The sequence below is a fragment of the Aeromonas sp. 3P genome, from assembly GCF_051919745.1.
GTDB lineage: Bacteria > Pseudomonadota > Gammaproteobacteria > Enterobacterales > Aeromonadaceae > Aeromonas > Aeromonas veronii.
The window spans coordinates 823,578-847,592 of record NZ_JBQBED010000001.1; the positions used below are offsets into that span (position 1 = coordinate 823,578).

Annotated in this window: 22 protein-coding genes, 1 tRNA gene and 1 pseudogene; 18 read left to right on the forward strand and 6 right to left on the reverse strand. The window is 52.5% G+C overall.

Going from position 1 to position 24,015, the window contains the following annotated elements; all coding sequences use genetic code 11:
- Window positions 1-80 precede the first annotated feature (80 nt).
- Window positions 81-488 carry a helix-turn-helix domain-containing protein gene (locus ACTG19_RS03695; RefSeq protein ID WP_439988748.1) on the reverse strand — a complete coding sequence of 136 codons (408 nt, stop codon included), beginning with the start codon at window positions 486-488 and terminating at the stop codon, window positions 81-83.
- Between the two features lie 147 nt (window positions 489-635).
- Here ACTG19_RS03695 and ACTG19_RS03700 point away from each other — a divergent pair, with 147 nt between their 5' ends.
- The gene (locus ACTG19_RS03700; protein ID WP_421341531.1) at window positions 636-1,535 is read left to right on the forward strand and encodes an aldo/keto reductase; all 900 of its coding nucleotides are present in this window, start codon (window positions 636-638) and stop codon (window positions 1,533-1,535) included.
- Window positions 1,536-1,606: 71 nt separating this feature from the next.
- Here the strand turns inward: ACTG19_RS03700 and ACTG19_RS03705 are convergent, their stop codons facing one another.
- Together ACTG19_RS03705 and ACTG19_RS03710 are read right to left on the reverse strand one after the other, a co-directional pair.
- On the reverse strand, window positions 1,607-1,888 hold the full coding sequence (locus tag ACTG19_RS03705; protein ID WP_005337180.1) for an RNA recognition motif domain-containing protein: 282 nt from the start codon (window positions 1,886-1,888) through the stop codon (window positions 1,607-1,609).
- Window positions 1,889-2,104: 216 nt separating this feature from the next.
- The gene (locus ACTG19_RS03710) at window positions 2,105-2,647 is read right to left on the reverse strand and encodes a hypothetical protein (RefSeq protein WP_058057416.1); all 543 of its coding nucleotides are present in this window, start codon (window positions 2,645-2,647) and stop codon (window positions 2,105-2,107) included.
- A 106-nt stretch (window positions 2,648-2,753) separates the two neighbouring features.
- Here ACTG19_RS03710 and ACTG19_RS03715 point away from each other — a divergent pair, with 106 nt between their 5' ends.
- From ACTG19_RS03715 to ACTG19_RS03760, 10 genes are all read left to right on the forward strand, one after another.
- Window positions 2,754-3,524, forward strand: a complete 771-nt coding sequence (locus ACTG19_RS03715) for an amino acid ABC transporter ATP-binding protein (RefSeq protein WP_421322759.1) — start codon at window positions 2,754-2,756, stop codon at window positions 3,522-3,524.
- Window positions 3,517-4,314, forward strand: a complete 798-nt coding sequence (locus ACTG19_RS03720) for an amino acid ABC transporter permease (RefSeq protein WP_323929972.1) — start codon at window positions 3,517-3,519, stop codon at window positions 4,312-4,314. The genes ACTG19_RS03715 and ACTG19_RS03720 overlap by 8 nt, the downstream gene beginning before the upstream one ends.
- Before the next feature lie 2 nt (window positions 4,315-4,316).
- Entirely contained in the window at window positions 4,317-5,138 is an 822-nt protein-coding gene (locus ACTG19_RS03725) for a transporter substrate-binding domain-containing protein (protein WP_439988749.1), read from the forward strand.
- Entirely contained in the window at window positions 5,138-6,043 is a 906-nt protein-coding gene (locus ACTG19_RS03730) for an amino acid ABC transporter permease (RefSeq protein ID WP_107685015.1), read from the forward strand. Before ACTG19_RS03725 ends, ACTG19_RS03730 begins: the two co-directional genes overlap by 1 nt.
- The gene (mepA, locus tag ACTG19_RS03735) at window positions 6,037-6,774 is read left to right on the forward strand and encodes a penicillin-insensitive murein endopeptidase (protein ID WP_005359850.1); all 738 of its coding nucleotides are present in this window, start codon (window positions 6,037-6,039) and stop codon (window positions 6,772-6,774) included. The genes ACTG19_RS03730 and mepA overlap by 7 nt, the downstream gene beginning before the upstream one ends.
- Before the next feature lie 85 nt (window positions 6,775-6,859).
- Window positions 6,860-7,450, forward strand: a complete 591-nt coding sequence (locus ACTG19_RS03740) for a LemA family protein (protein ID WP_113740678.1) — start codon at window positions 6,860-6,862, stop codon at window positions 7,448-7,450.
- Window positions 7,447-8,172, forward strand: a complete 726-nt coding sequence (locus ACTG19_RS03745; protein WP_058058421.1) for a TPM domain-containing protein — start codon at window positions 7,447-7,449, stop codon at window positions 8,170-8,172. The genes ACTG19_RS03740 and ACTG19_RS03745 overlap by 4 nt, the downstream gene beginning before the upstream one ends.
- A 20-nt stretch (window positions 8,173-8,192) precedes the next feature.
- Window positions 8,193-8,810, forward strand: coding sequence for a TPM domain-containing protein (locus tag ACTG19_RS03750; protein WP_005337196.1), 618 nt, complete (start codon window positions 8,193-8,195; stop codon window positions 8,808-8,810).
- Between the two features lie 145 nt (window positions 8,811-8,955).
- Window positions 8,956-9,043: transfer RNA gene (locus tag ACTG19_RS03755), tRNA-Ser, on the forward strand.
- 83 nt (window positions 9,044-9,126) lie between these two features.
- Complete coding sequence (locus tag ACTG19_RS03760) at window positions 9,127-10,407, forward strand: tyrosine-type recombinase/integrase (RefSeq protein ID WP_231563062.1); 1,281 nt, start codon at window positions 9,127-9,129, stop codon at window positions 10,405-10,407.
- A 57-nt stretch (window positions 10,408-10,464) separates the two neighbouring features.
- Here the strand turns inward: ACTG19_RS03760 and ACTG19_RS03765 are convergent, their stop codons facing one another.
- Together ACTG19_RS03765 and ACTG19_RS03770 are read right to left on the reverse strand one after the other, a co-directional pair.
- Window positions 10,465-11,778 carry an McrC family protein gene (locus ACTG19_RS03765; RefSeq protein WP_081999275.1) on the reverse strand — a complete coding sequence of 438 codons (1,314 nt, stop codon included), beginning with the start codon at window positions 11,776-11,778 and terminating at the stop codon, window positions 10,465-10,467.
- Window positions 11,779-11,789: 11 nt separating this feature from the next.
- Window positions 11,790-14,300, reverse strand: coding sequence for an McrB family protein (locus ACTG19_RS03770; RefSeq protein ID WP_042877945.1), 2,511 nt, complete (start codon window positions 14,298-14,300; stop codon window positions 11,790-11,792).
- 357 nt (window positions 14,301-14,657) lie between these two features.
- On the opposite strand from ACTG19_RS03770, the gene ACTG19_RS03775 reads away from it, so the two are divergent.
- The 7 genes from ACTG19_RS03775 (at window position 14,658) to ACTG19_RS03805 (ending at window position 22,822) form a co-directional block, all read left to right on the forward strand.
- A complete protein-coding gene (locus tag ACTG19_RS03775; RefSeq protein WP_004576012.1) occupies window positions 14,658-16,076 on the forward strand; it encodes an IS66-like element ISAs21 family transposase in 1,419 nt (472 codons plus the stop codon).
- A 335-nt stretch (window positions 16,077-16,411) separates the two neighbouring features.
- Window positions 16,412-17,548, forward strand: coding sequence for a tyrosine-type recombinase/integrase (locus ACTG19_RS03780; RefSeq protein ID WP_042877944.1), 1,137 nt, complete (start codon window positions 16,412-16,414; stop codon window positions 17,546-17,548).
- A 282-nt stretch (window positions 17,549-17,830) separates the two neighbouring features.
- Entirely contained in the window at window positions 17,831-18,529 is a 699-nt protein-coding gene (locus tag ACTG19_RS03785; RefSeq protein ID WP_231563061.1) for a plasmid mobilization protein, read from the forward strand.
- Window positions 18,520-20,229: a relaxase/mobilization nuclease domain-containing protein gene (locus ACTG19_RS03790; RefSeq protein ID WP_081999273.1), complete on the forward strand. Its 1,710-nt coding sequence runs from the start codon at window positions 18,520-18,522 to the stop codon at window positions 20,227-20,229. Before ACTG19_RS03785 ends, ACTG19_RS03790 begins: the two co-directional genes overlap by 10 nt.
- Before the next feature lie 160 nt (window positions 20,230-20,389).
- On the forward strand, window positions 20,390-21,382 hold the full coding sequence (locus ACTG19_RS03795; RefSeq protein WP_042877937.1) for an AAA family ATPase: 993 nt from the start codon (window positions 20,390-20,392) through the stop codon (window positions 21,380-21,382).
- A gap of 202 nt (window positions 21,383-21,584) precedes the next feature.
- Window positions 21,585-22,007 carry a hypothetical protein gene (locus ACTG19_RS03800; protein ID WP_139739411.1) on the forward strand — a complete coding sequence of 141 codons (423 nt, stop codon included), beginning with the start codon at window positions 21,585-21,587 and terminating at the stop codon, window positions 22,005-22,007.
- A 176-nt stretch (window positions 22,008-22,183) separates the two neighbouring features.
- Window positions 22,184-22,822: a hypothetical protein gene (locus ACTG19_RS03805; RefSeq protein ID WP_042877935.1), complete on the forward strand. Its 639-nt coding sequence runs from the start codon at window positions 22,184-22,186 to the stop codon at window positions 22,820-22,822.
- A 140-nt stretch (window positions 22,823-22,962) separates the two neighbouring features.
- Here ACTG19_RS03805 and ACTG19_RS03810 read toward each other — a convergent pair.
- Window positions 22,963-23,511, reverse strand: a pseudogene (locus ACTG19_RS03810) (IS5 family transposase); the annotation flags it as partial.
- Window positions 23,512-24,015: the final 504 nt, after the last annotated feature.

Consider the following 24,015-nt stretch of genomic DNA (forward strand, 5'->3'; position numbering starts at 1 on the left):
TCCATGGAGAGTTATCTTGCTTAGAGCGTATCAGAATAATCAACCGGCCGTGACACGACCAAAGGGTAATATGCCCCTCATCACGCTTCCCCCAGATGGCGACCAAACTCCCGTGCCAGCGCCAAGTCGAGAAAAGCGTCCGCTTTCTTGTGGGTGCGCAAAAACTGGTAATAGGCGAGCAGGGTGACCAGTGCCTCCTCATCGGGCAGCCCCACCCCGGGTTGCTGCTCGCCCAGCAGTAGCTGCGCCGCTGCCAGCGCCTCCCTGTCTACCACTTCCGCCTGACGGTAGAGATAACCGCAGCCGGTTGCCAGCCACTCCAGCGAGCAGTTGGCCCCCATGGCGATCTGGTTGGCCCGCGCCAGGCCAGGCTCGGCTCCCTTTAAATATTTGCGGATCAGCGCTTCACTGAGCCCCACCTTGCGGGCAAACGCGCTCACGCTCATCTCCCCGATCAGGCTCTGCAAGCGCTCGGCAAATCCTTCCATCCAACTCTCTCTCCTACTCTGCGATCAGAACCAAAGTTCGAATCATGCCACTGCCCATTATTGCTTTGCCAGCCACATGAGGCCAAGATGCCCGCAGTCATCTATGTTGCACATCGTTTTCGCATCGTGTTTTTCAAGGAGTCAACCATGTCTGTATCCCGTGTCGCCCTGCATCCGCAAGGCCCCACCTTCTCTCGCCTCATCATGGGTTACTGGCGCCTGATGGAGTGGCAGCTCTCTCCGGCCGCTCTGCTAGATCTGATGAAATATCATCTGGATCTGGGGGTCACCACCATAGATCACGCCGATATCTATGGTGGTTACCAGTGCGAAGAGGCCTTTGGTCACGCCCTGCGCCTCGAGCCTTCCCTGCGCAGCCGGATGGAGATCGTCACCAAGTGCGGTATCGCCCTCACCGCCAAGCCGGAGCATGCTCTCAACCACTACAACACCGGCAAGGACCATATCATCGCCAGCACCGAGGCCTCGCTGCGCAAGCTCGGCACCGACCATCTGGACCTGCTGCTGATCCACCGCCCGGATCCCCTGATGAACGCAGATGAAGTGGCCGACGCCTTTATCACCCTGAAACAGGCGGGCAAGATCAAGCACGCCGGGGTATCCAACTTCACCGCCCGTCAGTTCGAGCTGCTGCAATCACGCCTCCCCTTCCCGCTGGTCACCAACCAGCTGGAGATCTCGCCGCTTCATCAGGAAGGGACCCTCGATGGTACCCTGGATCAGTGCCAGCAGCTTGGCATCAAGCCGATGGCCTGGTCATGTCTCGGCGGCGGCCGACTGTTCAGCGATGACGCCTATGCCCCGCTGCGTGCCGAACTGGAGCAGATCCGTCAGGAAGTGGGCGCCCAGACTATCGAGCAGGTGGTCTACGCCTGGGTAATGATGCTGCCAAGCCAGCCGCTGCCATTGATTGGCTCCGGCAAACGGGAGCGGATTGCTGCCGCCGTAGCCGCCGAATCTGTCGAGCTGAACCGCCAGCAGTGGTTCCGCATCCGCAAGGCGGCGCTCGGTTACGACGTCCCCTGATAACAGCAAAACGTCCAGAAACAAAAACGGCATGGGGGAAACCCATGCCGTTTTTTTATTGCCGAGGCACCTTAGCGGTGGCGCTGTTGCGGGCGACCACGGGGAGCATCTGTCTTCGGTTTGGCCTGGTTGACGGTGATGGTACGGCCACCGACTTCAGTGCCATGCAGACCAGCGATGGCCTTTTCGGCATCACCATTGACCGGCATTTCAATAAAACCAAACCCCTTTGACTGGCCGGTATCGCGGTCGATGATGATATCAACCTTGTCGACCTGTCCAAACTGGCTGAACAGGGTTTTCAGTTCGTCGGCCGTCATCCGGTACGACAGATTTCCTACGTAAATCTTCATGCCATCCACTCTCGATTCAAGGTGCCTTCTCTATGCAATTCCCAGCATAACGGTAAGGGCACAACCCCTATGCCGGACCTGCCATGGCTTCATGCCGTGGCCTTCTCCACACTGTCGTCAAGTGATTGATCTCTTGGGTTAACAGTGCAGACAAGATCAATTCGAGTCACTGGCAGTATCTGAGCTTTGCCGGGAATTGTCGAGAAAATAGTCGACTCAGGCCGATTGCAGATCTGACAACCGTTGCGCCAGCATCCGGCGACCGTGCCAGGCCCGTTTAAAGCCGAAGCGATAGACAGACGGGCTCACCAGATGCAGCTCCCCCGCCTTGAGATCCAGCAAGGCCATGGCCGCCGCCAGCTCCTCTTCACTCAGTTGCAGATCGAGGCTGAAGTCGAGCCACTGGCCGTCGTGGCCCACTCGCCGCTCCCGTTCAAGCGCCACCAGCTGGTTGCGGGGCAGCGCCAGCGCCTCATCCTTGTTGCCATTGAGCAGATAGATATGCTGTTCGTCCCACCCCAGCTCCGCCAGGCGCCAAGGCTGCCAGCTGCGGGGCAGCGACACCATGATCCCGGTGATGCCACCAAAGACCACGCCCACCCAGTTGAGCAGCGCCATGGCGCCCCAGCCATCCCACAAGGAGGCCGCCACCACGCCCCAACTCACCAGCAACAGCAGAAAAATGACGCAGCGATAGCGAACCGCTGGCGGCATCAACAGCTGCACCTGCGAACCGGCAAGCAAGGATGTAATACGCATGAAAAGCTCCTGTCATCACGAAATGGCGCCATTGTGAATAGCCATCAGGATGCTGACAAGGGGGTTTTCTTTGTCATCCCCCTATAAAATCAATACCATGGCGTAAATGATTCTCAGTGGAACCCGCTTCTTGACCAGCTCGCAACCCTGTGTGCGCTTTTGTGGCGTCGACAAATTCTATGGCGATTTTCAGGCTCTTCATCACATCGATCTCACCATTGAACGGGGAGAGAAGTGGGTTATCTGTGGCCCGTCAGGCTCGGGAAAATCGACCCTGATCCGCACCATCAACGGGCTGGAGGGGATCGACGGCGGCCAGCTGTTCCTGTTTGGCGAGCCGGTGACCCCTTCCTACCTGCGCCGCCTGCAAGGTCGGGTTGGCATGGTGTTTCAGCAGTTCAACCTCTTCCCCCATATGACGGTGCTGGAAAACCTGATGGTGGCGCCGGTGCATACCCTGGGGTTGCGCCCTGAGGAGGCCAAAGCCCGGGCGCTCGGGCTGCTCGAGCGGGTGCGCATTCAGGCACAGGCCGACAAGTACCCCCACCAGCTCTCCGGCGGCCAGCAGCAGCGGGTCGCCATCGCCCGCTCCCTCTGCATGCAACCCGAGCTGATGCTGTTTGACGAGCCCACCTCCGCCCTCGACCCCGAGATGATCCGCGAAGTGCTCGATGTGATCCGCGAGCTGGCTGACGAGGGGATGACCCTGATCTGCGTTACCCACGAGATGGGCTTTGCCCGTCAAGTGGCGGATCGGGTGATCTTTATGGACGAGGGGAAGATCATCGAGTCGGCCCCGCCCGCCCAGCTGTTCAACGCCCCTCGTCACCCGCGCACCCGGGCCTTTCTCGAACAGGTGCTCAGCTATCATGGCTAGGCTCAATCGTTCCCGTCTGCTTGGCTGGCTGTCAGGCATTGTGATGCTCTCTGCGCTACTGGGCTGGGCGCTCTATAGCGGCGCTCGCCAGATGGGCTATGAGTGGCAGTGGCCGCGGGTGTTGCCCTTTCTCGGCGAATGGGATGAGGGAACCTTTTATGCCGGCCCCTTGCTAAACGGCCTGCTGGTCACTTTGCAGGTGGCGCTGCTCAGCCTGTTGGGCACTCTGGCGGTCGGGGTGTGCGTGGTCAGCCTGCGGCTGCTCCCCTCCCGGCTCGGCCCCTGGCTCGCCATCGCCTATCTGGCGCTGGTGCGCACCACGCCCCAGTTGGTGCAGCTCTATATTCTCTATTTCTTGCTGGGCCCCATGCTGGGATTGGCCCCCCTTGCCTGCGCCGTGTTGAGCCTCTCCCTCTATCAGGGGGCCTTCACCGCCGAGGTGTTGCGTGCAGGCGTACAGGCCATTCCCAAAGGACAGTGGGAAGCAGCCCACTCCCTTGGCTTGTCGCGAACCATCACCCTGCGCACCGTGATCCTGCCCCAGCTGGTGCGCATCACCTTGCCGCCGCTCACCAACGAGCTGGTCTCCCTTATCAAACATTCGGCGCTGGTGAGTGTGATCGCCATCTTCGATCTGACCAACGAAGGGCGTACTCTGGTTGCCGATACGTTTCTGACCTTTGAGGTGTGGTTTACCGTAGCTGCCCTCTATTTGCTGTTAACCCTGACGCTGTCAGCCTGTTCGCGGGCGCTGGCCCGTCACCTGAATCCGGATCAACAAGGACGCTAACCATGAATCTGTCATTCAAGACCACCCTGTCGGGCGCTGCCCTGCTACTGACAAGCCTGCTCACTCCGGCACTGGCACAAACTGCCCCCTCCGACACCCAGGCACAGATCGAGCAGAGCGGTACCCTGCGGGTCGGCATGTCCACCTTCGCCCCCTGGGCGATGCGCGACAAGCAGGGGGCCCTGATCGGTTTCGAGATTGACGTGGCCCGTCGCCTCGCCACAGATAACGGCTGGCAGGTAGAGTTCGTGCCTACCGCCTGGGATGGCATCATCCCCTCCCTGTTGGCGAAAAAATATGACGTCATCATCGGCGGCCTCACCATCACCCCCGAGCGGGGGAAGAGCGTGCGCTTCACCCAGGCCTACTCCCATTCGGGGGTGCAGCTGGCCGCCTCCAGCACCATGGCCAAAGAGAAGAAAACCGTGGCGGACTTCAACCAGCGCGGGGTGATCCTGGCGGTACGTCGTGGCGCCTCACCGGTACAGGTGGCAAAAGAACACTTCCCCAAGGCCACCCTGCGCCAGTTTGATGACGAGTCACAGGTATTTCAGGAGGTGCTGAACGGCCGCGCCCACGGCGCCCTCTCCTCTTCCCCGAAACCCGAGCAAGAGGCGCTGCGCCACCCGGATGCCCTCTTTATGCCGTTTGCCGAGCCGTTGGCACAAGGCGATGAAGGCTTTGCCCTGCGCAAGGGGGATGATGCCCTGGCTGAACAGTTCAACGAGTGGATCGCCGCCCGTCAGGCCGATGGCTGGCTCAAGGCGCGCCATGACTACTGGTTCAAGTCGCTGGCCTGGGAAGCGCAGGTCGCCAACCCCTGATGCTGATTGCTCTAAAAGAGACCATCCGGCGCATCGTCCGTGGGGCATGTCGGAACATCAACTGGCTGGATGGGGCGATCGCCCTGATCCTGCTGCTGGCTGGCCTCTGGCTGGCCAGCCGCTTGCACATCGGGGTGGCCTATCAGTGGCGCTGGCATGAGGCCTTCGATCTGCTGTTCACCCCTGGCCCTCACGGCGAGTTGCCCTACTTTTTCAGCGGTCTGCTCACCACCTTGCGCATCGCCCTGCTCGGCATGGTGCTGGCGCTGCTGCTCGGCACTGCGCTGGGGGTAGCCGCCTTCAGCCGCCGCCCCTGGCTGGTGATGCCCGCGACCCTGTTTATCCAGCTGATCCGCAATCTGCCGCCGCTGGTCTTTATCTTCATCTTCTACTTCTTTATCGCCAACCAGCTGCTGCCTGCGAGCGGCCTCTCCCGCTGGCTCGGCACCGTATCACTCTCCCCGTGGCAAGAGGCGCTGTTTGGCCCACCTGCCCGCTGGGAAAACCTCATCTCAGGCACCCTCTGCGTTGGCATGATCAGCGCAGCCTTCGTCGCCGAGATCGTCCGTGCCGGGCTTGCCGCCATCCCCCGTGGCCAGTGGGAGGCGGCGCAGAGCCTCGGACTCTCCCCCAGGGTGCGGCTGCGCCATGTGATCCTGCCGCAGGCCATGCTGCTGATGTTGCCCCCCCTCACCGGTCAGCTCATCGCGCTGGTGAAGGATACCGCCATTGTTTCCCTTATCTCGGTGCAGGAGCTCACCTTCGTCGGTACCGAGATGGCCAACTCCAGCGGACTGGTCTACGAGATCTGGCTGCTGGTAGCCGCGGCCTATTTATTTATATGTTTGAGTCTGTTCGTATTGCTGAGCCGACTCGAAGCAAGACAAGGAGCACGCACATGCTGACGTCCCTGTTGCTGGCGACTGTATTGCAAGCGGAAGCCATCGGTGGTTATGCCGCCGGTTGCCTGAAAAACGGCGTATCCCTGCCCCTCGAAGGGCCGGGTTATCAGGTGATCCGCACCAAACGGCTGCGCTACTACGGCCACCCCGACCTTATCCACTACCTGCAAGCGCTGGCCAACCAGACCCGCATGGCCGGGCTGCCGGATCTCTATATCGCCGATCTGGCGATGGCCCGTGGCGGCCCCTTTACCTCCGGCCATCGCAGCCACCAGACTGGCCTTGATGCCGATATCTGGTTTCGCATGGCCAACCGCCCCATCAGCAAATGGGAGCAGGATGCCCCCAAGGAGTGGGCACTGATCGACGAACCCAGCTACAAGATGTTACCGGGTCGCTTTGGCCCCCAGCAGCTAACCCTGCTGCGGCTGGCGGCCAGCAAACCCGAGGTGGCCCGCATCTTCGTCAATCCGGTGATCAAATCCGCGGTCTGCCAACAGGCAGGCAACGAACCCTGGGTCGCCAAGCTGCGCCCCTGGGTGGGCCACTTCAGTCACTTCCACGTGCGGCTGCGCTGCCCGGTGGGCAGCCCCGATTGCGAACCACAGGCTCCCATTCCGCCCGGCAATGGCTGCGGGGAAGAGCTGGCCTCCTGGCTCAAAGACAAGCCCCAGCTGCCCAAGGTATCCGGCATCAACAAGCGACCTGAGCTACCTGCGCGTTGTGGCAACTGACCCCAAGCTGGTATGGTGATGCACTCTTGGTCGTACACCATCCATGGCGCACTATCGACTCGAAATACCAAAGGAGAACAACAAGATGGCCACATCACTCTGGCGCAGAACCACGCAGAGCCTGTTGACCCTGACACTGCTGCTCGGCCTGACCGGCTGCGGCATGAACAACATTCCGACCCTGGATGAGCAGGTCAAGGCGAGCTGGGGGCAGGTGGAGAACCAGTATCAGCGCCGTGCCGATCTCATTCCCAATCTGGTGGCAACCGTCAAGGGCTACGCCAGCCATGAGCAGGAGACCCTAAAGGCGGTCACCGATGCCCGTGCCCGGGTCGGCAGCGTACAGGTGAGCGATCCTGCCCAGCTCAAGGAGTTTGAAGCGGCGCAGAACCAGCTCTCAAGCGCCCTCTCCCGCCTGATGGTGGTGGTAGAACGCTACCCCGAGCTGAAAGCGGATCAGCAGTTCCTTGCCCTGCAGGCACAGCTGGAAGGAACCGAGAACCGCATCTCGGTGGCTCGTCGCGACTATATCGAGGCGGTACGCCAGTTCAATACCGAGATCCGCACTTTCCCCGGCATCATCTGGGCCAAGCTGCTCTACTCGGATCTGGAGGCCAAACCCAGTTTTAGTGCCAAACCCGGTGCCGATGAGGCGCCCAAGGTCAGCTTCCAATGAAGATGATGCTGCGCTGGTTTCTTCCCTGTCTGCTGCTCTGGGCCACTGCCCTGCAAGCGGCACCGGACTTCCCGACGCTGAGCGGACGGGTAGTGGATGAAGCCAGTCTGATGTCCCGCAAACAGGCCCATCAACTGACCCAACAGCTGGCCGCTTTTGAAAAGCGCAGTGGTATCCAGCTGGTGGTGGTCTCTGTCGATAGCCTCGATGGGGAGACTATCGAGGAGTACGGCTACCAGCTCGGTCGCCACTGGGGGATCGGCCAGAAAGGCAAAAACAATGGCGTGTTGTTGCTGATCGCCCAGGATGAGCGCAAGGTGCGGATAGAGGTGGGATATGGGCTGGAAGGTGCCCTGCCCGACGCCATCGCCGCCAACATCATCCATGGCCGCATCCTGCCCGCCTTCAAGCGCGGCGATATGGTGGCCGGGATCATGGCGGGCAGCCAGAGCATCATGAAGGCACTCGCCGGGGAATATCAGCCGGTCGAGCAGCCAAAGAGTGACAACGGTGGCGGCCCCTGGCTGTTTATTCTGGTGGTGATTGCAATGATCGTGCTCCACAACCTGCGCGGGGGTGGTGGCGGTGGGCCGGGAGGACGACGTCGGTCGACCTACATGGCTGGTGGATTGGGTGCCGGCTCCTTTGGTGGTCGCTCCGGCGGCGGATTCAGCGGTGGCGGCGGCAGTTTTGGCGGCGGCGGAGCCTCCGGTGGCTGGTAACAGGAGTAAAGAGACAAATCATGATTTCTAAACAGTTCTTCCACACGCTTCAGGCCAAGGTGCGCGAAGCGGAGCTAGAGACTGATGCTGAACTGGTCACCGTGCTGGCCCCGGCCAGCGATGGCTATCGCTACATTCCCACCCTCTGGGCGGCGCTGCTGGCGATGCTCACCCCGCTGCTGGTGTTCCAGCTCGGCTTCTGGCTAGGCTGGTACGAAATCCTGCTGGTGCAGTGGTCGGTCTGGCTGCTTCTGAGCCTGCTGTTCCACTGGACCCCCATCAAGATGCGGCTCATCCCGAAAAAGGTTCGCCAGCACCGGGCTGCGCTGATGGCTCGCCTGCAATTTGTCGAGCAGGGGCTGCACCGCACCCGCGACCGGCTCGGGGTGCTGATCTTCGTCTCGGCCGCCGAGCACTATGTAGAAATACTGGTGGATGACGGCATCGCCCAGCATATCGACAATGGCCAGTGGCAGGAGATCATCGACGACTTCGTGGCGCGAGTGCGCAACAAGGAGATCGAACAGGGTTTTCTGGAGTGCGTAGAGCGCGTTAGCGCCATTCTGACCGACGCCTTCCCGGCCACCCGGGATCAAAACGAGTTGCCGGACAGTCTGATCATCCTCGACAAGCCCTGATCCGGTTTAAAAAACCGGCATTCTGCACAAGGGTTAAGCATTCGGAAAAGATTATGAAAAATAAGGGGAAAAGAGGTTGACCCACACAGCCCTTTCCCCTAAATTACGCCCCGTTCCAGCGCAACAGCGCAGCGAACGAAAATTTGGTGAGGTGTCCGAGTGGCTGAAGGAGCACGCCTGGAAAGTGTGTATACGGCAACGTATCGAGGGTTCGAATCCCTCCCTCACCGCCAAATATAACCCGTTGAATTTCAACGGGTTTTTTCATTTCTAGACTTACGTGATTTTTTTCCTGGATCAACTAGGTGGAACAATCATGTATCTGAGTAAAAATGCCTCCGGCACCTACTACACCCGCCTCCCACTCCCCAAGGTTTTGCGTGACAGAGGCCTTCCATTTGCCATTCGCACCTCCCTGTGTACCAAAGATCGTCAGCTCGCAGTAGACCGAAACCTGGCTGTGGCAGCTCGTACTCGCGCACTTATCGCGGCTACCCCTGCTGATACTTCCCCTCGCAGTTTCTATCGCTGGATCCGCGCCGATCTAGACGCGTTCAAAGCTGCGGGGTTCATCCCTCCTCAAACACCTTCCACACCTCGTGAACCTTCTGTTAATGCCTCAGCTTGCCCTAGCAGTGGGATCACGCTCAGCCATGCACTGGCGAGATTCATCGAGACTAAAGCCAGTGAGGGGATCCAGCACAAGACGATGGGCCAGCTCCAACTTCGGATCAACGCCTTCGTCACCTGGGCCAAAGGGGTTAAAGTCGATGAGGTGACGCCCGCGCTGGCACAGGAGTATCGCAACATCTTGCTGCGCAAGAGCGACATCAGTTTCAAAACTAAGACCGATTATCTGGCTGCTCTGAAACAGTTCTTTCGTTGGTGCGTGGCACTGGACTATTGCAGTCGTAACCCATTCGATGGGCTGACGGCAGGTAAAAAACCGAACAAACGGGCGGATGAGGAGCGAGTGCGTTGGTATCGCCCTCAACTGGCTCAGCTGTTTGCCAGCCTGCGCAGCAAACAATCCCAGAAAGGTAAAAAATTGAAAATTCAGGACTGGTGGGTGCCCCTGCTGTGCCTGTACGCAGGGTTGCGGCCTTCCGAGGCCTGCCAGCTCAAAACTCAGAACATCAAACAGGTTGAGGGGATTTGGTGTTTGATGGTCGATGCGGGAGAGGCGGATCAACAGCTCAAAACTGCCAATGCGTACCGTACCGTGCCACTGCACAGTGCGTTGATCGGACATCAATTCCTGGACTATGTGGAGAGTCGTCGCAGTCAAGGGAAGGTATTTTTGTTCGATGACCAACCATCAGGCAAAGACGACGACTGGGCGCATAACATCACCTGTCGCTTCCAACGCCACCTCAATGATGCTGGCATCGTAGGTCAGGGCCGCCCCACCATTTACGGGATGAGACACACGTTTATCGATGAGCTGCAACAGGCGGACGTTGCTGAGCATATTGTGGCTGAGTTGGCGGGACATAGTAAAACAGGGATCACTTTTGGCCGCTATGGAAAACGGGTAAGTGTTTCCCTTTTGAAAGAAAAGATTGAGTTGATCCCCAGCGACTTAGTCGACAAGTGAGAACTAGAACCAATAGACCTATACAGGGTCAGTCGTAGCTACCAACCCATTTAGCAATTAACATGAGTTGGTAAAAAATGCTTGAAGAGCACCACATGGTGGTAGCAGCAGGCGACGATCTTGCAGGCAAAATGGTAATACCCATAGTCGCAAACCATTAGGAAATGTGAAAACCGGTAGGGGTTTTTCGAAACTTCCAGTTTTCGGGTAAATCAGTACCACATCGCCTTTGCCATCGAGATAGGACTGGCCGTAAGCATGTAACTGATAGAAATCATGCTGATCCAGCCCGTACTTTTCGCTGCCGTTGGCTTTTTTACCATCAAGCAACTTCCATTTTGTGTCCAGCACTAGTCGTCTGACTTTAGCTTCTTGTACCAGCAGGTCGGGTTTGAGGCGAAACCAGCTCTGTTTGTTGTGTGTGACCAGCGAAAAACTGCTGGTTTGTGTTCGTAAGGAGTAGCCATTGTTGAGTTGTCGAGCTAGATGTTTGGCGACGAAAGACTCAAAAATCGCCTCCATTGGAAATAGTAAGGATGGGGCATGATGAGCACCACTGCCGGTGAGGGGCGATTCACCTTGCAGAATCAAACGGGCCCAAGCTAGTGCCCCGTCATAATGCGCCATCCCACGATCCAGGCGAATCCGGGCAAAATCCGCGTCATGTTGGGCGGATGCAGGAATATCGCCGAATACAAAACACAGTTCTCGAGCCAATTGCTGGTGTACCTGTGAGGATGTCCACGCAAGAGCACATCGTAACGCAGCATGTAAAAGGCGGTTCTCTGGCCGATTAGGTGAATACTCATCAAACTCAGCAAAAAAGCGATCACGCCGACACAAGTTGTGGCGCAAATGCCCAGCTATTTGCAGCTTACCGCGTAGGGCAAAGAGGTTGTCTTTCTGGCTATGATAGTCACTTCGAAGGCCTCGCTTGACAACGTGCTCTACCGCTCGTAGGAACTCACCGATAAATACCTCCAACAGGGGTATGCGCCTAGCCTGCAATTGGGCGCTATCGGTCTGAATGTGGCGAAATCCTCCCAAACAGCACAGCATTTCGATCAATAGCCGCCGAGCGTCAGCCTTGCCGCTGGCTTTGCCGAGTTTGGGTAGCACTTCGATCTGATAGCCATCTGGACAGCGGATTACTCCGACAAAGCTCGTCACCTGCACGACTTTACGTCCACACCGCTGGGTCAGCCGCAGCCAAGCCGCTTCACCAGCATCAGCGGCACGCAAAGCACGGCTCTCCAGCCAAGAAAAAATAGGGGTAGGTACCTCATGTAAACCCACTTTATCGAGTAAACGATGTCCATCAACCGGTAAAGCTGCCAGAGTGTCGAACTCAAAGATTGTGATTCCTGTCATATTGGATCCCGTCAAACCAAGGCCTGATAAATGCCGATATAGGCATCAGGTTCAACGAGAACTGGTTGCTGCACTTGGTAGCGGCGTTTGGTTGAATAACTGTCAAGGCCGTGATCGCTGCCGAACAAGTCATTCAAATCTTGCTCATGGGCGTCACTCTCGGTGATAAATTGGGCCCTCAGCGGTTTTTGGTTGTCACCCAGCACAAGTCGGATTTTGTGCCAGTCCTCGAAAAAATACTCCTCTAGCAACGGGATGAGGCGTTTGCGAAAAACGTCGACCAACTTATCAAAACGCATGGGACCATCTACCACTTCACGAATTGAGGTGAAATAAGCATGGCCAATGCAGTGATCCCGGTCGTACAGTGCCTCAATGCGCTCGTTGATGCGTTCCAGCATTAGACGAACATCAATTTCCCCCCGCGCTGTCGTCACTAGCAAGCCCGCCAGTGGGGCGCTGTGTGGGTCATCCACAGATTTTGCTGCTCGGGTGTCGGGCATTAGTGGTACGAAATCGAAACGGCGACGCAATGCGGTATCGAGCAGCGCGAGCGAACGGTCTGCCGTGTTCATTGTGCCAATAATGTCCACGTTTACGGGCACCGAAAACGCTTCACCCGAATAGGCTAACGTCAGCTCTAAAGGTGGGGGATTACCATTAAGGGGATCGCGCTTGTCTGCTTCGATCAGAGTGATCAACTCACCGAAAATTTTACTGATATTGCCCCGGTTAATTTCGTCGATCACCATTGCAAAGCGTTGGTCGGGGAACTGACGTGCTTTACGGCAGAGTTGTTTGAAGGCACCAGAGTGGATCTTGTACCCGACTTCGCTAACTTCACCATCCTCACTATTCAGTATGGGACGCAGGCCCTCAACAAACTCTTCGTAGCCGTAGGACTGATGGAAAGTGACAAAGCTGTAACGTTGAATGGTGCTGGTTTTCTCTGGTCCCCGTTTGAATTGCTCGACCAGAGCAACCAAGTCCTCGCAGGACTCTTGCCACTCTCCCGACAATTCCCATGCAGAATTCTTGTCTTTATCGAAGATGAATGGGCTTTGCATTGCCTTTTGCTTTACAGTTGTTGATTCTTCGACAGTGTGCCTTTGCAGGGTGGATCTGACTCTGGCGGTTTTATGTATCCCGGACTTGAATGTGTGGATCGCCTCAATAAAAGGATGTTCATACAATGCCTGTAGACTGCCTTTGCCACCCAGCTCATATAAGGCTGCTGCGAGCCCCTCCCACCATGTTAGTCCTGCAATCTTGTCGGTGATAAACTGGCGACGCCATTCTTGCTGCGACATTGATGTAACCTGTGTCTCGTAATCACGTTTCAGCAGTTGCATCAGAGTGTAGGTTTTTCCAGTTCCAGGCGGGCCGTAATAAATACGGTTCAAACAGTTGGCTACAGGCTGTTTGGTTACAGGGATTTCAGTGGCCACTGACTCGGGCATCTTGACATTAGTTGCATTGACGTCATCAACTGACTCGTTTGCGAGTGCAGCTAATTCGGCCAAGCCAGTACCAAAAAATGGCTTGAGCAACGTTGCTTCAAACTCTGGTAAGTCAGCAGCTGGCACACGCTTGAAAGTGGAATTGTAGTTCGGAGTCCAGCCTTTCTTGCTACCTTGATACCCCCCCTGCTTTATTCCCTGCTTCAATACTCGGTAACGACGTTGCATCCAACCATCCCCCGCAGAACATGGTTCTGGTGCAGAGATAAACTGACCAACAAGTGACAGGCTTTCGTTGCCATGGCAGAGATAAAAAAGTGTACCGAGAGGAACTTCCAAAAACTCTTTTCCCTGGCCCTTTGCAGTTGCACCGTGCATCACTGCCAGTTCAGCGTCTAGGTATTGTTGCCATTCATCTGTAGAAAAGTCCTCTGTACCGTGCGATAGCTTCCAGATCGCAAGATTTTTCTGGCTCCATGCATCCCATACATGGTGCCCAAACTCTAAGATACCAATGTCATTCGGTCGCTTGGCTGATACCTCCCGCTGTAACGCGGCCATTCCTTGATTAGCAGAACTGCCTAGGTAAGAGGCAAGACACACAGGCTTGAAAATTGGGACAATTACAGGGTCTTGTCGATTTTGGTAGTGAAAAGCGATCTTCCACTTGAAGGCCTCTCCTAGTTGGTCAAAGGCATCTATGGCTTCTAGATCTCCTTTGGCAGCAAAATGTGCAACTTGCACGACGAAGTGACGGATTTTTTCGAAAGCTTCCCCGGCAGTTGAACCTAACGAGGAATACCAACCATGTGTATCTGAGTAGCTCAGTTTTGTATCCGAATCTTTATCCTCAGTACTTTTTCGCGAAAATACGCCAAACTTGAAGGCAGACCCTCCCCAAATGCTACCAAGTTCATCTAGACCTGATTCGAGCCAGTAGGTGAGGGTCTGCTTGGAACCTGCTTTGCTGTATTCATCTAATGTCATCGTGGCCAGCCTCGAAGCAGGCCAAACTTTCAAAAATTCATCCCAACGTGCGTACTGTTGCTGGAAATCATTCATGTAGTCATTCCTTAGTTGAGGAGCTCGGTGCAGACCATAGAATGCGGCGATTGCATCGCCTACTGCCGCTGTTAGCTCTTAATTGGATGAGTGAGCTGAGATTGAAAGCATCTTCTACCTTTGACAGCGCTTCACCGCAATATAAGAGGTGTGATTTTCAGATGTTTATCCCACTGGCTTGCTCATTTCGATGCTTTTTTGTCCGCCGATGTTGCTTACATGGATTTACGAATGTCTCTATGAGTAAGAAAAAGGTAACTGTTCACCCAGATGGCATTGACAGGAAAAAGTGAGACGATCATCCCTTGATCCACTGTTGCCCCTTGCCTGATCCCGCCAGCTTGGCACCATCACGTCATGAGCAAACCCATTACGCCACCACCCGGCCTGCCGCTGACCCTCGAGCAAGCCAACGAGCTGATTTACAAGCTGATGGCGCGCATCGCCGAGCTTGAAGACCGCCTCAACCAAAACAGCAATAACTCCTCCAAGCCCCCCTCCACTGATGGCTCGGGGACCCCGCCTGCGCGCAAGCGCCCCGCTTCCGGCAAGGCTCGTGGTGCCCAGCCTGGCCACAAGGGGCAGCGGCGTGAACGTCATCCTGAGGACGACCGACTGACGGCAATACCACACTATCCTGCCCGGCAGTGCGCCTGCTGTGGTGAGCAGGTGGTGTCCCATGACAAGCCCTACCGGGTTCATCAGGTGTTTGACCTGCCCGAGGTCAGCTATGTGGTGACAGAGCATCAGCTGTATCGGGGCACCTGCCGTGGGTGCGTCACCACCAGTGAAGCAGCCCTGCCCGATACGGTGAGCCACAGCCAGATGGGGGCTAATCTGCTGAGCTATATCGCTTTGCAGAGTGGTCAGTTCCACCAGAGCATCAGCAAGATACAGCAGCAGCTCAAGCAGCACTTCGGTTTGAGCTTTAGCCGAGGCGCCATCAGTGAAGCGCAAGGCCGGGTCAGCGCCATGCTCACCCCGACCCACCAAGCCATCAAACAGCAAGTGCAGTCTGCCGCCATCATCCATGCCGATGAAACCCGGCACCAGCGGGGCGGTGAGCGACGCTGGATGTGGCTGGCCCTGAGCAAGGTCGCGGTCTGCTTCATGACGGCGTTTGGCCGCGGTCAGGAGGCAGCGAAGCGGTTGCTGGGCAGTGAGCTTGATGGGGTGCTGGTGACCGACCAGTATGCGGGATACCGCTTCATCGACAGCGCCCAGCGCCAACTGTGCTGGGCGCATGTGCTGCGCAACGTGGCGGCGATTGCCGAGAGTAGCGACGCCGTCAACCAGCCTATCGGAGCCCGGCTGGTACTGCTGGCTGACACGGTGTTCAGAACCCGGCATGGCTATGAACAAGGCTGCTTAAGCCGGGAGCAGTACCAGCGAAGGTTGCAGCGATGTCGGCAAAGCTGGCGAAGGCAGCTGGAGCGGGGCAGTGTACTGTGTTCCAAGCGCTACCGTGGGCGCTGCCAGTTACTGCTCAAGGACGATGAGATGCTATGGCGTTTTATGGAAAACGACGAGATAGCGCTGACCAACAATGAAGCGGAGCGGGCGCTGCGTGGCTATGTGCTGTGGCGCAAGGGAAGCTATGGCGTCTGGTCGCATCGAGGCGAGCAGTTCAGGCAGCGTATCCTATCGTTGGTGGAGACGGCCAAGCGATTGGGCCGCTGCCCGCAGGAGTGGCTGAGGGCAGTTGTCAGGTCCTGCATCGAGAAAACCGACTACCCGTTCCCGGAGGAGTTGGTGCTGTCAACACCGTCCCGGTGAACGGTTACAGAAAAAGAAAGAGTGCGGGTTGTATAAAAAGCCTTGTGGCTTGCAGGAATTGCATTTATCGATTCCAATATTACCTGAACGGAGCTGGTATAAAGGGTTGAAATTGCTCACCACTGACGGATTTTAACAATTTCATCACATGACCGGTAAAAGGGAAATATCAACCAGAAATCGTGCCCTCTGTGGCTCAGATGTTGTGGTGGAACGATATTATTTAAAAAGCCAAATAATTTTCTTGACTTGCAATTTCGTTTGTGCATCAAAAATCTGTTGACTTATTTTTTTAATGCTCATAACCTATGCGCAAATCAACTGGATTAGAGCCGATGAACAATGATAAAAACTCACAGGCCAAAGATTTAAATAAGACTCTTGGACTGGCAATAAATGAAAATCTGAAATTTAAAGAAGCCCGCTATGCTGAATCAACCATTGGACCATATCGCCGCAAGAGCAAGCAGCTTGTAACTTGGTTCGGTAAGAAAAAGTTGATCGACTTTAGCTCTACAGACATAGAGATGATGGTCGTAAAACTTTTGAAGAAATATAATGGCTGTACAGTTAATCACTACCTGGAAATTCTGCGCAGTGTATTTGTTAGGGCGAAACTCGACGGTTTAATTCCATCTAATCCGATGGAAAACATAAAGAAATGTAAATTTACCAGAAAGAAGCCGAAACCATTCTTGCAGTCTGAGATTGCACTTTTGCTACAACAGAATAAGCAGGAAAACTATCAAATTGAAACTGCATTGATACAGGTAGGGATAGCAACTGGTTTACGAATTAGTGAACTGCTCGCCTTAAGTGCTGAAGTTGTTGATCTCGAAAAAAAGATGCTAACCATAGATCTGGCTTTGGTAAATGGTGTGTATAAAACCCCTAAAAATGAGGGGTCTAGACGAACAATAGAATTGACAGCGCAGGCAATAGAACCGCTAACTCTACTGCTAGAACAAGCCAAGAATAGAAAGGCAAAAAATATAAAAGTCACGCAGAATGATAATCGAACTAAATTAATCGAATCTCGGACATTGTTAGCCTATTTTTGTGCAAAGCGGCGCCCTTACGCCTCAGTTGATGAATACAGAGAAAAATTCTTTAAACCGTACTGTATCTCTCTTGGCGTTGATTATCGCGGGCCATCGCAATTCCGTCATACATTTGCCAGTCAACTATTGTCTGCCGGAATAAATGTACCATGGATTGCACGGCAGATGGGGCATGCTGGTACTGAAATGATTCAGCGCTGTTATGGCCAATGGTTAGTCGAGGATGCAGTCGATTTTGGAGCCCAGGCAGGAGCGGTTTTGCAACGGTGCTTACATTCGAATGCTGTAGATACGGTAGAGCAGTCTGCTGCGCCATCTGCCACATTGTACAGAAATTGGAATGAGTTGATGACCATGCCAGAGATGCAATCGATAATACCATTAATCGAAATGCTCCTTAAAAAGAAGTGAATTACGATAGCATAAATTAAAGAGAGTTATCGGGTTAATATGATCTAAGAGTGTACGGTATCGTTGCAGCTAAAAACTATCGTTGACGCTACTATCTAATCAGGCAGTTTATTGCTTTTAATAAAAAGAGCAAGGTCACTCCTACACCGTACAAATTGCGTTCCGCAATGTACGGTGTACGGAGCCTTGCCATGGCTGTCGCCCTGGACCTACCTGTGCTGCCGCCCAGACCCGCTAAATAAATATATAAATTAGAGCTGTTCAGCAGCCAGGAGACAATACGTGGGAAAAGAAAATAAAAAATTAAGGAATAGCAAAAATAACACTTTACGTGAGGAGCTGATAAGAGATCCTGATCTCATGCTGCTCATTGAAAGGGCCGTTATCAGGTGCATCAATGACGATGTCGCTGTCACTATTAACGGTATAGCTAGAGATGTAAATATGGATACAGACATCGTTCGACAAATGTTGCCGAGTTTTACAGAGATCCGGGATCATCGAATCGAGCTACGCTGCACATATGAGGAAAAACGTCGTTGGGAGAAAAAGGCTAAAAATGCAAAAGTCACTGTATCGAGGTTAGCATCTCAATCTCTCTCAAAATTGAAAATCGTCATTTCTCCAGCAGAAACATTACGCGACACAATAAATAATCTTATTGCGCAACAGACCGGGTTTTATAACAATTTCAATCAGCTGGTAAAATGGTGTAACTCCCATAAGGGCGATGTAAATCTACTTTTTATTTTATGCGAACTCAGGGAACTAGAAAAACAACATAGAGAGCAGGTTGATAAAGTTAACGAGATGTTATCACCACAATTAACACAGCCATCTCGGGTTATACGCTATGGCAAACGCGATACTGCGACCCCAGACACTACATGGTCACACTCAGGTGAGGATGACGAGGATGCAGTGGAGGTAAATCCAGCATTAATCGAGAGTGAGTATGAGGAGCATGAGCTATGGCGGTGATTAGATTTTTTGCAACCAATGGGCATCGCCAAACTAAATCCAGCGCCCCAATAGATTACCTACTGGGTATCTACAGCGCTCTGACGCCGCAACAAAAAAATGAGCGTAGTACAATCGCTGATGCGATTAGGGTTGCTCGTGATAAAAATGACGCTCCATTGGTTCATCGGTTGAACCAACAACTGAGACTGATCCATGGTGTACAACGGACTCCACCACCTGAGCTGTTGGCTGGAAATCCACGAGACATCGCTTATGCAATCGAGATATCGCCACATAAATATAAATACACCAGCGGTGTCATTGCACATGCAATTGAGGACAACCAGACGCTGAGCTCCAATCCAGATATTGCTCAAGAATTTCGTGCATTGATGGAGGAGCTGGTTTTTGCGGGATTACCCATAGAGGACAGGATGATCTTGTGGGTACAACATACGCATGAACAAAATCTGGAGAATCATTTCTTAATCCCACGGATTAATCTTCGCACTGGAAAATATTTCAACCCTCACCCACCAGGTGCGGAAGGAGATTTTAATGCGATCCGTGATTACCTCAACCTGAAACATAACCTTGCACGTCCAGATGATCCGCAACGCCAGAGGCTGACAGGAACAATACCACGGTACAGTAAAAATGCGGACTTAATTGCAGCGTTATCTGATGCGGTGCAGTTACGGGTAACTCAGGGTCAGTTATGTAACCGACAAGCTGTGATTGATTGGCTGGAGCAACCTCAGACTCGACAAATGTATGGTATTAGCGAAGTCGAGGCTAAAAAGGGTTACATCCGGATTGTGCCAGAGGGAAAGATCAAGGCTTTTCGGCTGAAAGGAGCTTTATTTAGCCGTTCGTTTACCAGTATTGATGCGGTGAGACCGACGTTGACGATAACAACGCCTCCACAACCGTCGTTGGATGCACTCTGGCAGCAGATTGAGGAGCGGATAGCCAAACGCCGGGCCTTCAATCAGAGCCGCTATAACGTCACTGAGACGCTGCACCCAATGCCCTCTCCGAGGCCTGTGAGACGACCGACAGGTATGGCCGCAGTGATAACCCAGAGACATCGCAAACAGCCAACAAATGCGCTTTTTTGGCAACAGCAGATGCAGCTATATGCAGGTTACACACTGACCCCAATTAACCCTGAGGGAACCCTAACAGTAGACACCGAAAAGGCATTAATTCAACTGCTGATGAAAATTTTGAGCGCTATTTTAGCATTACTAGGAGTTAATCATGAATTTAGAGAAACAATTATTAGAGTTGCTCAGTTTTATCAACACCGAGCAGATGAGCTCGATAGCAACACTCAGGGAGCAGGTTCAATCGCAGCATGTCACACAGCAGCAGATAATGAACGACCATCAGGTCTTGCTGACCATGTTGCAGCATTTGAACACGCATACCAGCGACAGCAACGTCTCTGCCGAGAACTCCATTCATCAGATGAGCGTTTCGCTCGAACTGTTGCAGGAGCAGGTTCAGACCTTGAGCGGCTCCGTAGAGAGTACGCAGAGGTCGGTGAGATTGCTACTCGAGGTCTTAGAATCATAATGGATAACCCTATATTAGCAGCCAAAAGAATTGCACGTTTCAGGATGAGGCCTGGAGCGTATGCATTAACATATCAGCACGAGCACTCTGGTCAGAGGACTGCACGTCATGAAATGGATTCAGATCTTTCTTTGTAAAATATTCTGAATGGCGTTTTTTTTTTATATTTCCTGAACATCATCAACAATAGATTATTTGCAATGTTTATTTTTATAAATAGCAATAATGAATATCTACCATTGATATATAAAAACAAAAAATAATAATAACCTTTTTTTTTGGGGGGGGGGAGTATGTATGCTCCAGAATAAAATGTTAGCTTGGGGGGTTAGTAAGGGGCGGATTGCCAGTGAGCAAAAACCGATTTGGTTGTTGGACGAACTTATTGAGCAGGGTGATCAGTGGATCATCAATGGCGCCCCAAAATCTGGTAAATCGCTGCTCGCAACGCAACTCGCATTGGCCATCGCCAGTGGAGGACAGTTCCTCAACTGGAAGAATCAAGCTCCAGCACGAGTGTTGTATATGGATTTTGAGCTAAAAGACCGGTTGTTCTGGAAACGCTTTTTAACCATGACAACACATAATAATGTGACTGACCAAACAATTGAGCGGAACTTTTTCCGGTGTGGTGATTTCCAGACAACGGATGTATTGGATCCTGTAGAGGCGAAAAAAATGATCTCCATCGTGAATGAGATCCAGCCTGACCTGATTATTTGGGATGTATTAGCTAGGATGCATACAACGGCGGAAAATGATAACGGTTTGATGGGGCAGGTAATGCGGTCCATAAGAAAGGTTAGTGGATCCGCCGCACACATCGTTGTGCATCATGCCAGAAAATCTTCACCAGGAGCTGAGAACTATAATGCTGGCGCTGCTGGTATCAGGGGGGCATCATCCATTCATGGTGAGGCTGATGGGGTTATGTCACTAGCATTGCGGGATGGGCAGGGGGCTAGATTCAGTCTCAGATTTAGTTCGAGAGCGGTTGAAACTCCTGATGAAATTTTATTAAACAGAACAGAACATCTGATATTCGTCAGCGCGAATGATAGTGATAAAAACACATTATTAACTTCCCTGAAAAAAGCTCTGAGTGGGCATACCTCAGTATCAGCAGCCGAGTTAGTGAACTCCTTTTGTGCGGAATTTTCCATACAGGAACGGCAGGCAAAAAACTATATCAGAAAATGCGTCGCAAATGCTTGGGTTCGGCGGGAGAGGAGGCCGGATAAAACGTATGAGTATATCGCAACAGATTTACTCACTGATGTGTCAGCCTAAACACACAATATTTACCACCTGGATGCAAGGGTGCAATGAACCTCTATCTATAAATAGATTGCATCCAGAATTACCCCCTTACATATCCCCCCTTTCATGCACAAGAGCGCCTAGTGCTTATTTTAGACATTGCATTTTAAATGCATTATGATTCTGAAATAAACAATTGAGCCTTTGTTTTCAAAATAAAATATGAATCACATTGAAAACAACTAGAACATTTCATTCAAGCATTGATGTCCTGCTTTATGCAGGAATTCGTCTGTTTATGCTCTATATAAGCCTCATGTCCTTTAAATCGAGTGGCAAGAATGTTTTTATTTATATTGCTCTGCGAGCATATTATCCACATGTAATGACTACTGCATTAGCGATATTTACCATCCCAACCACGTCCATTCTGTTTATGGACATGTTATATGTCAAATATAGTGCAGCCAATACTCAAAAAGAGCAAAAAATAACCAAGAGCAAAATTTGTACAATTATTTTTTCAATAAAAAACCCCTTAAAAATCAATGGTATGATCCATTTATCTCGCTTGACAGATGGCAATCTCTCGGTTTACCGTGGCGTTACTCTTAGAAACTCAATGGCGACTCATGATGGATCAACTATGCGATAGGAGTTTGAAAAGGAGGGAGAAATTTAAAAATTTCAATATCTCTATTTATACTAATTTTTCGTGGGGCTGGTGATCGGGTTCTGCTCCAAGAGTATTCAAATAGGATGATTGTTATATCATCACCACAGCAACCGTTTGCCGATTGCCGATTGCCGATTGCCCCCACTGGACTAATCATGATAATTTTAACTAAAAAGCCTTTCATCGGCCCATTCATCTACCACCTAAACGGCTATGTCACCAAGCCCGGATATGAAATTCCATTTTCCGACAAAAAATCCTATAACCAACCCATTATGCTGGCTAAACATTTCAACCAACTGCGACGTGACAGCGTCGAGGCTGGTTTTAATGCTGGCAGTGGCAGTGCAGACGTTCGACACTGCCTGATCACCCAACTGATCCTATTGGGTCATCCCGATCTGCCGAATTTCGAGTTCATCCCGCAGCCACCCAGGGAGCAGTGCTATAAGCAGCCGGAGGATGGCCATAGATACCTGGAAAACAGACTACTACGGGCTCGTACCTACACCTATCAGGTCAGCGGCTATATCATCGACCCGTCTAGCCATCCACAATCGTTTATGGAGCTGATTCGATTGGACACACCCCTGTTATCGGGCACTGATTTTTTCCAGATGACCCAGTATCTGCGTAACCACCTGCTGGGTGCAATCCCACACCATCTACTGGTGACTGAATTAAATTTGCTCCACGATCCGATTTACGACCTCCACGATATGTTTCTCTCCACTGTCGCGCGGTGTTCGGATGGAATGTTGCGAGATAACGGGATGTGTGTCGCGAGCAGTTAGTCTAGGGAAGGTGCGAACAAGTGGATCGCACCTTCACCACGAACTCTTTGTCCGCATTTGAAATGCCCATCACTCCAAAAACCTGACTTTTTGCAGCAAGTTTTCGGCTATTAAGCGCCATTTAGCCTTATTTTCGAGGCTTATCTCGATTTTTGGGCACAGCTATCCCATGCCCGTATCATCTGGTCCACGCGAAACAGACTCGCCAGCGTAAACAACATCGCCAGTTGGTTGTCGTTCTTGCGCAGCCCCTTGAACCGCGCCTTCACAAAGCCAAACTGACGTTTGATGATCCGAAACGGGTGCTCCACTTTGGCGTGGATGCTGGATTTGAGCCTCTCAAAGGCAATCAGAGCCTTGTTTTTTCGCGGATGCTTGTTGAGCTCCTTGAGCCTGCCAGGTCGCATCGCAATCGCCCATTGTGCCTTTACATCCGCCAGCTCTTCACGATTTTCCGCACCCTGATATCCTGCGTCAGAGAACACAAATGCCTCCTCGCCATGGAGCAGATTTCCCACTTGATTGAGGTCATGCTCATTGGCTGCCGTGGTCTCCAGACTGTGCGTCAGGCCACTCTTGGCATCGACACCGATATGAGCCTTCATGCCGAAGTACCATTGATTGCCTTTCTTGGTCTGGTGCATCTCACCGTCACGCTCGCCACACTTGTTCTTGGTCGAGCAAGGGGCAGTCTGTTAGTAATCGATTTTTTGCTCATGTAGGTTCATAGAAATCTCAGTTTACACACGTAAAAAAGCCACGGTTTTTTTCCAGAACATCTAAGCTTTTTTTTCATGAACTCATGATTTTTTGGCGAGATTTTTATACTGTTTTTTTACTTTTTATGTTGGAAATAATTATGTGAAACCCCATTATTTTTTCCACGAAAAAGACTTTTCTCCGTGTGGTTTTTTTTGATTTTCATTGTTTTAAACTTCTCACTATAGACAGTGAAAAGAGAGCGAAAAATCAGTTGAAATTTAATGGGAAAAATATTTTAGATATTTTTGATAATTGCTATTGCCATTTGCATGAAATCAACCTAAATTAACTGCAACTAGGCGCGCGCTATACATTTACACCTACAAATAGTGAATGTGTTTTGCGTTAACCTATAAGTTTTTATTTGGCAATAAACTCATTGCTTTGGGGTAGGTCTTCAACCTACCAATAGATAAACACAAGTGCTGGAA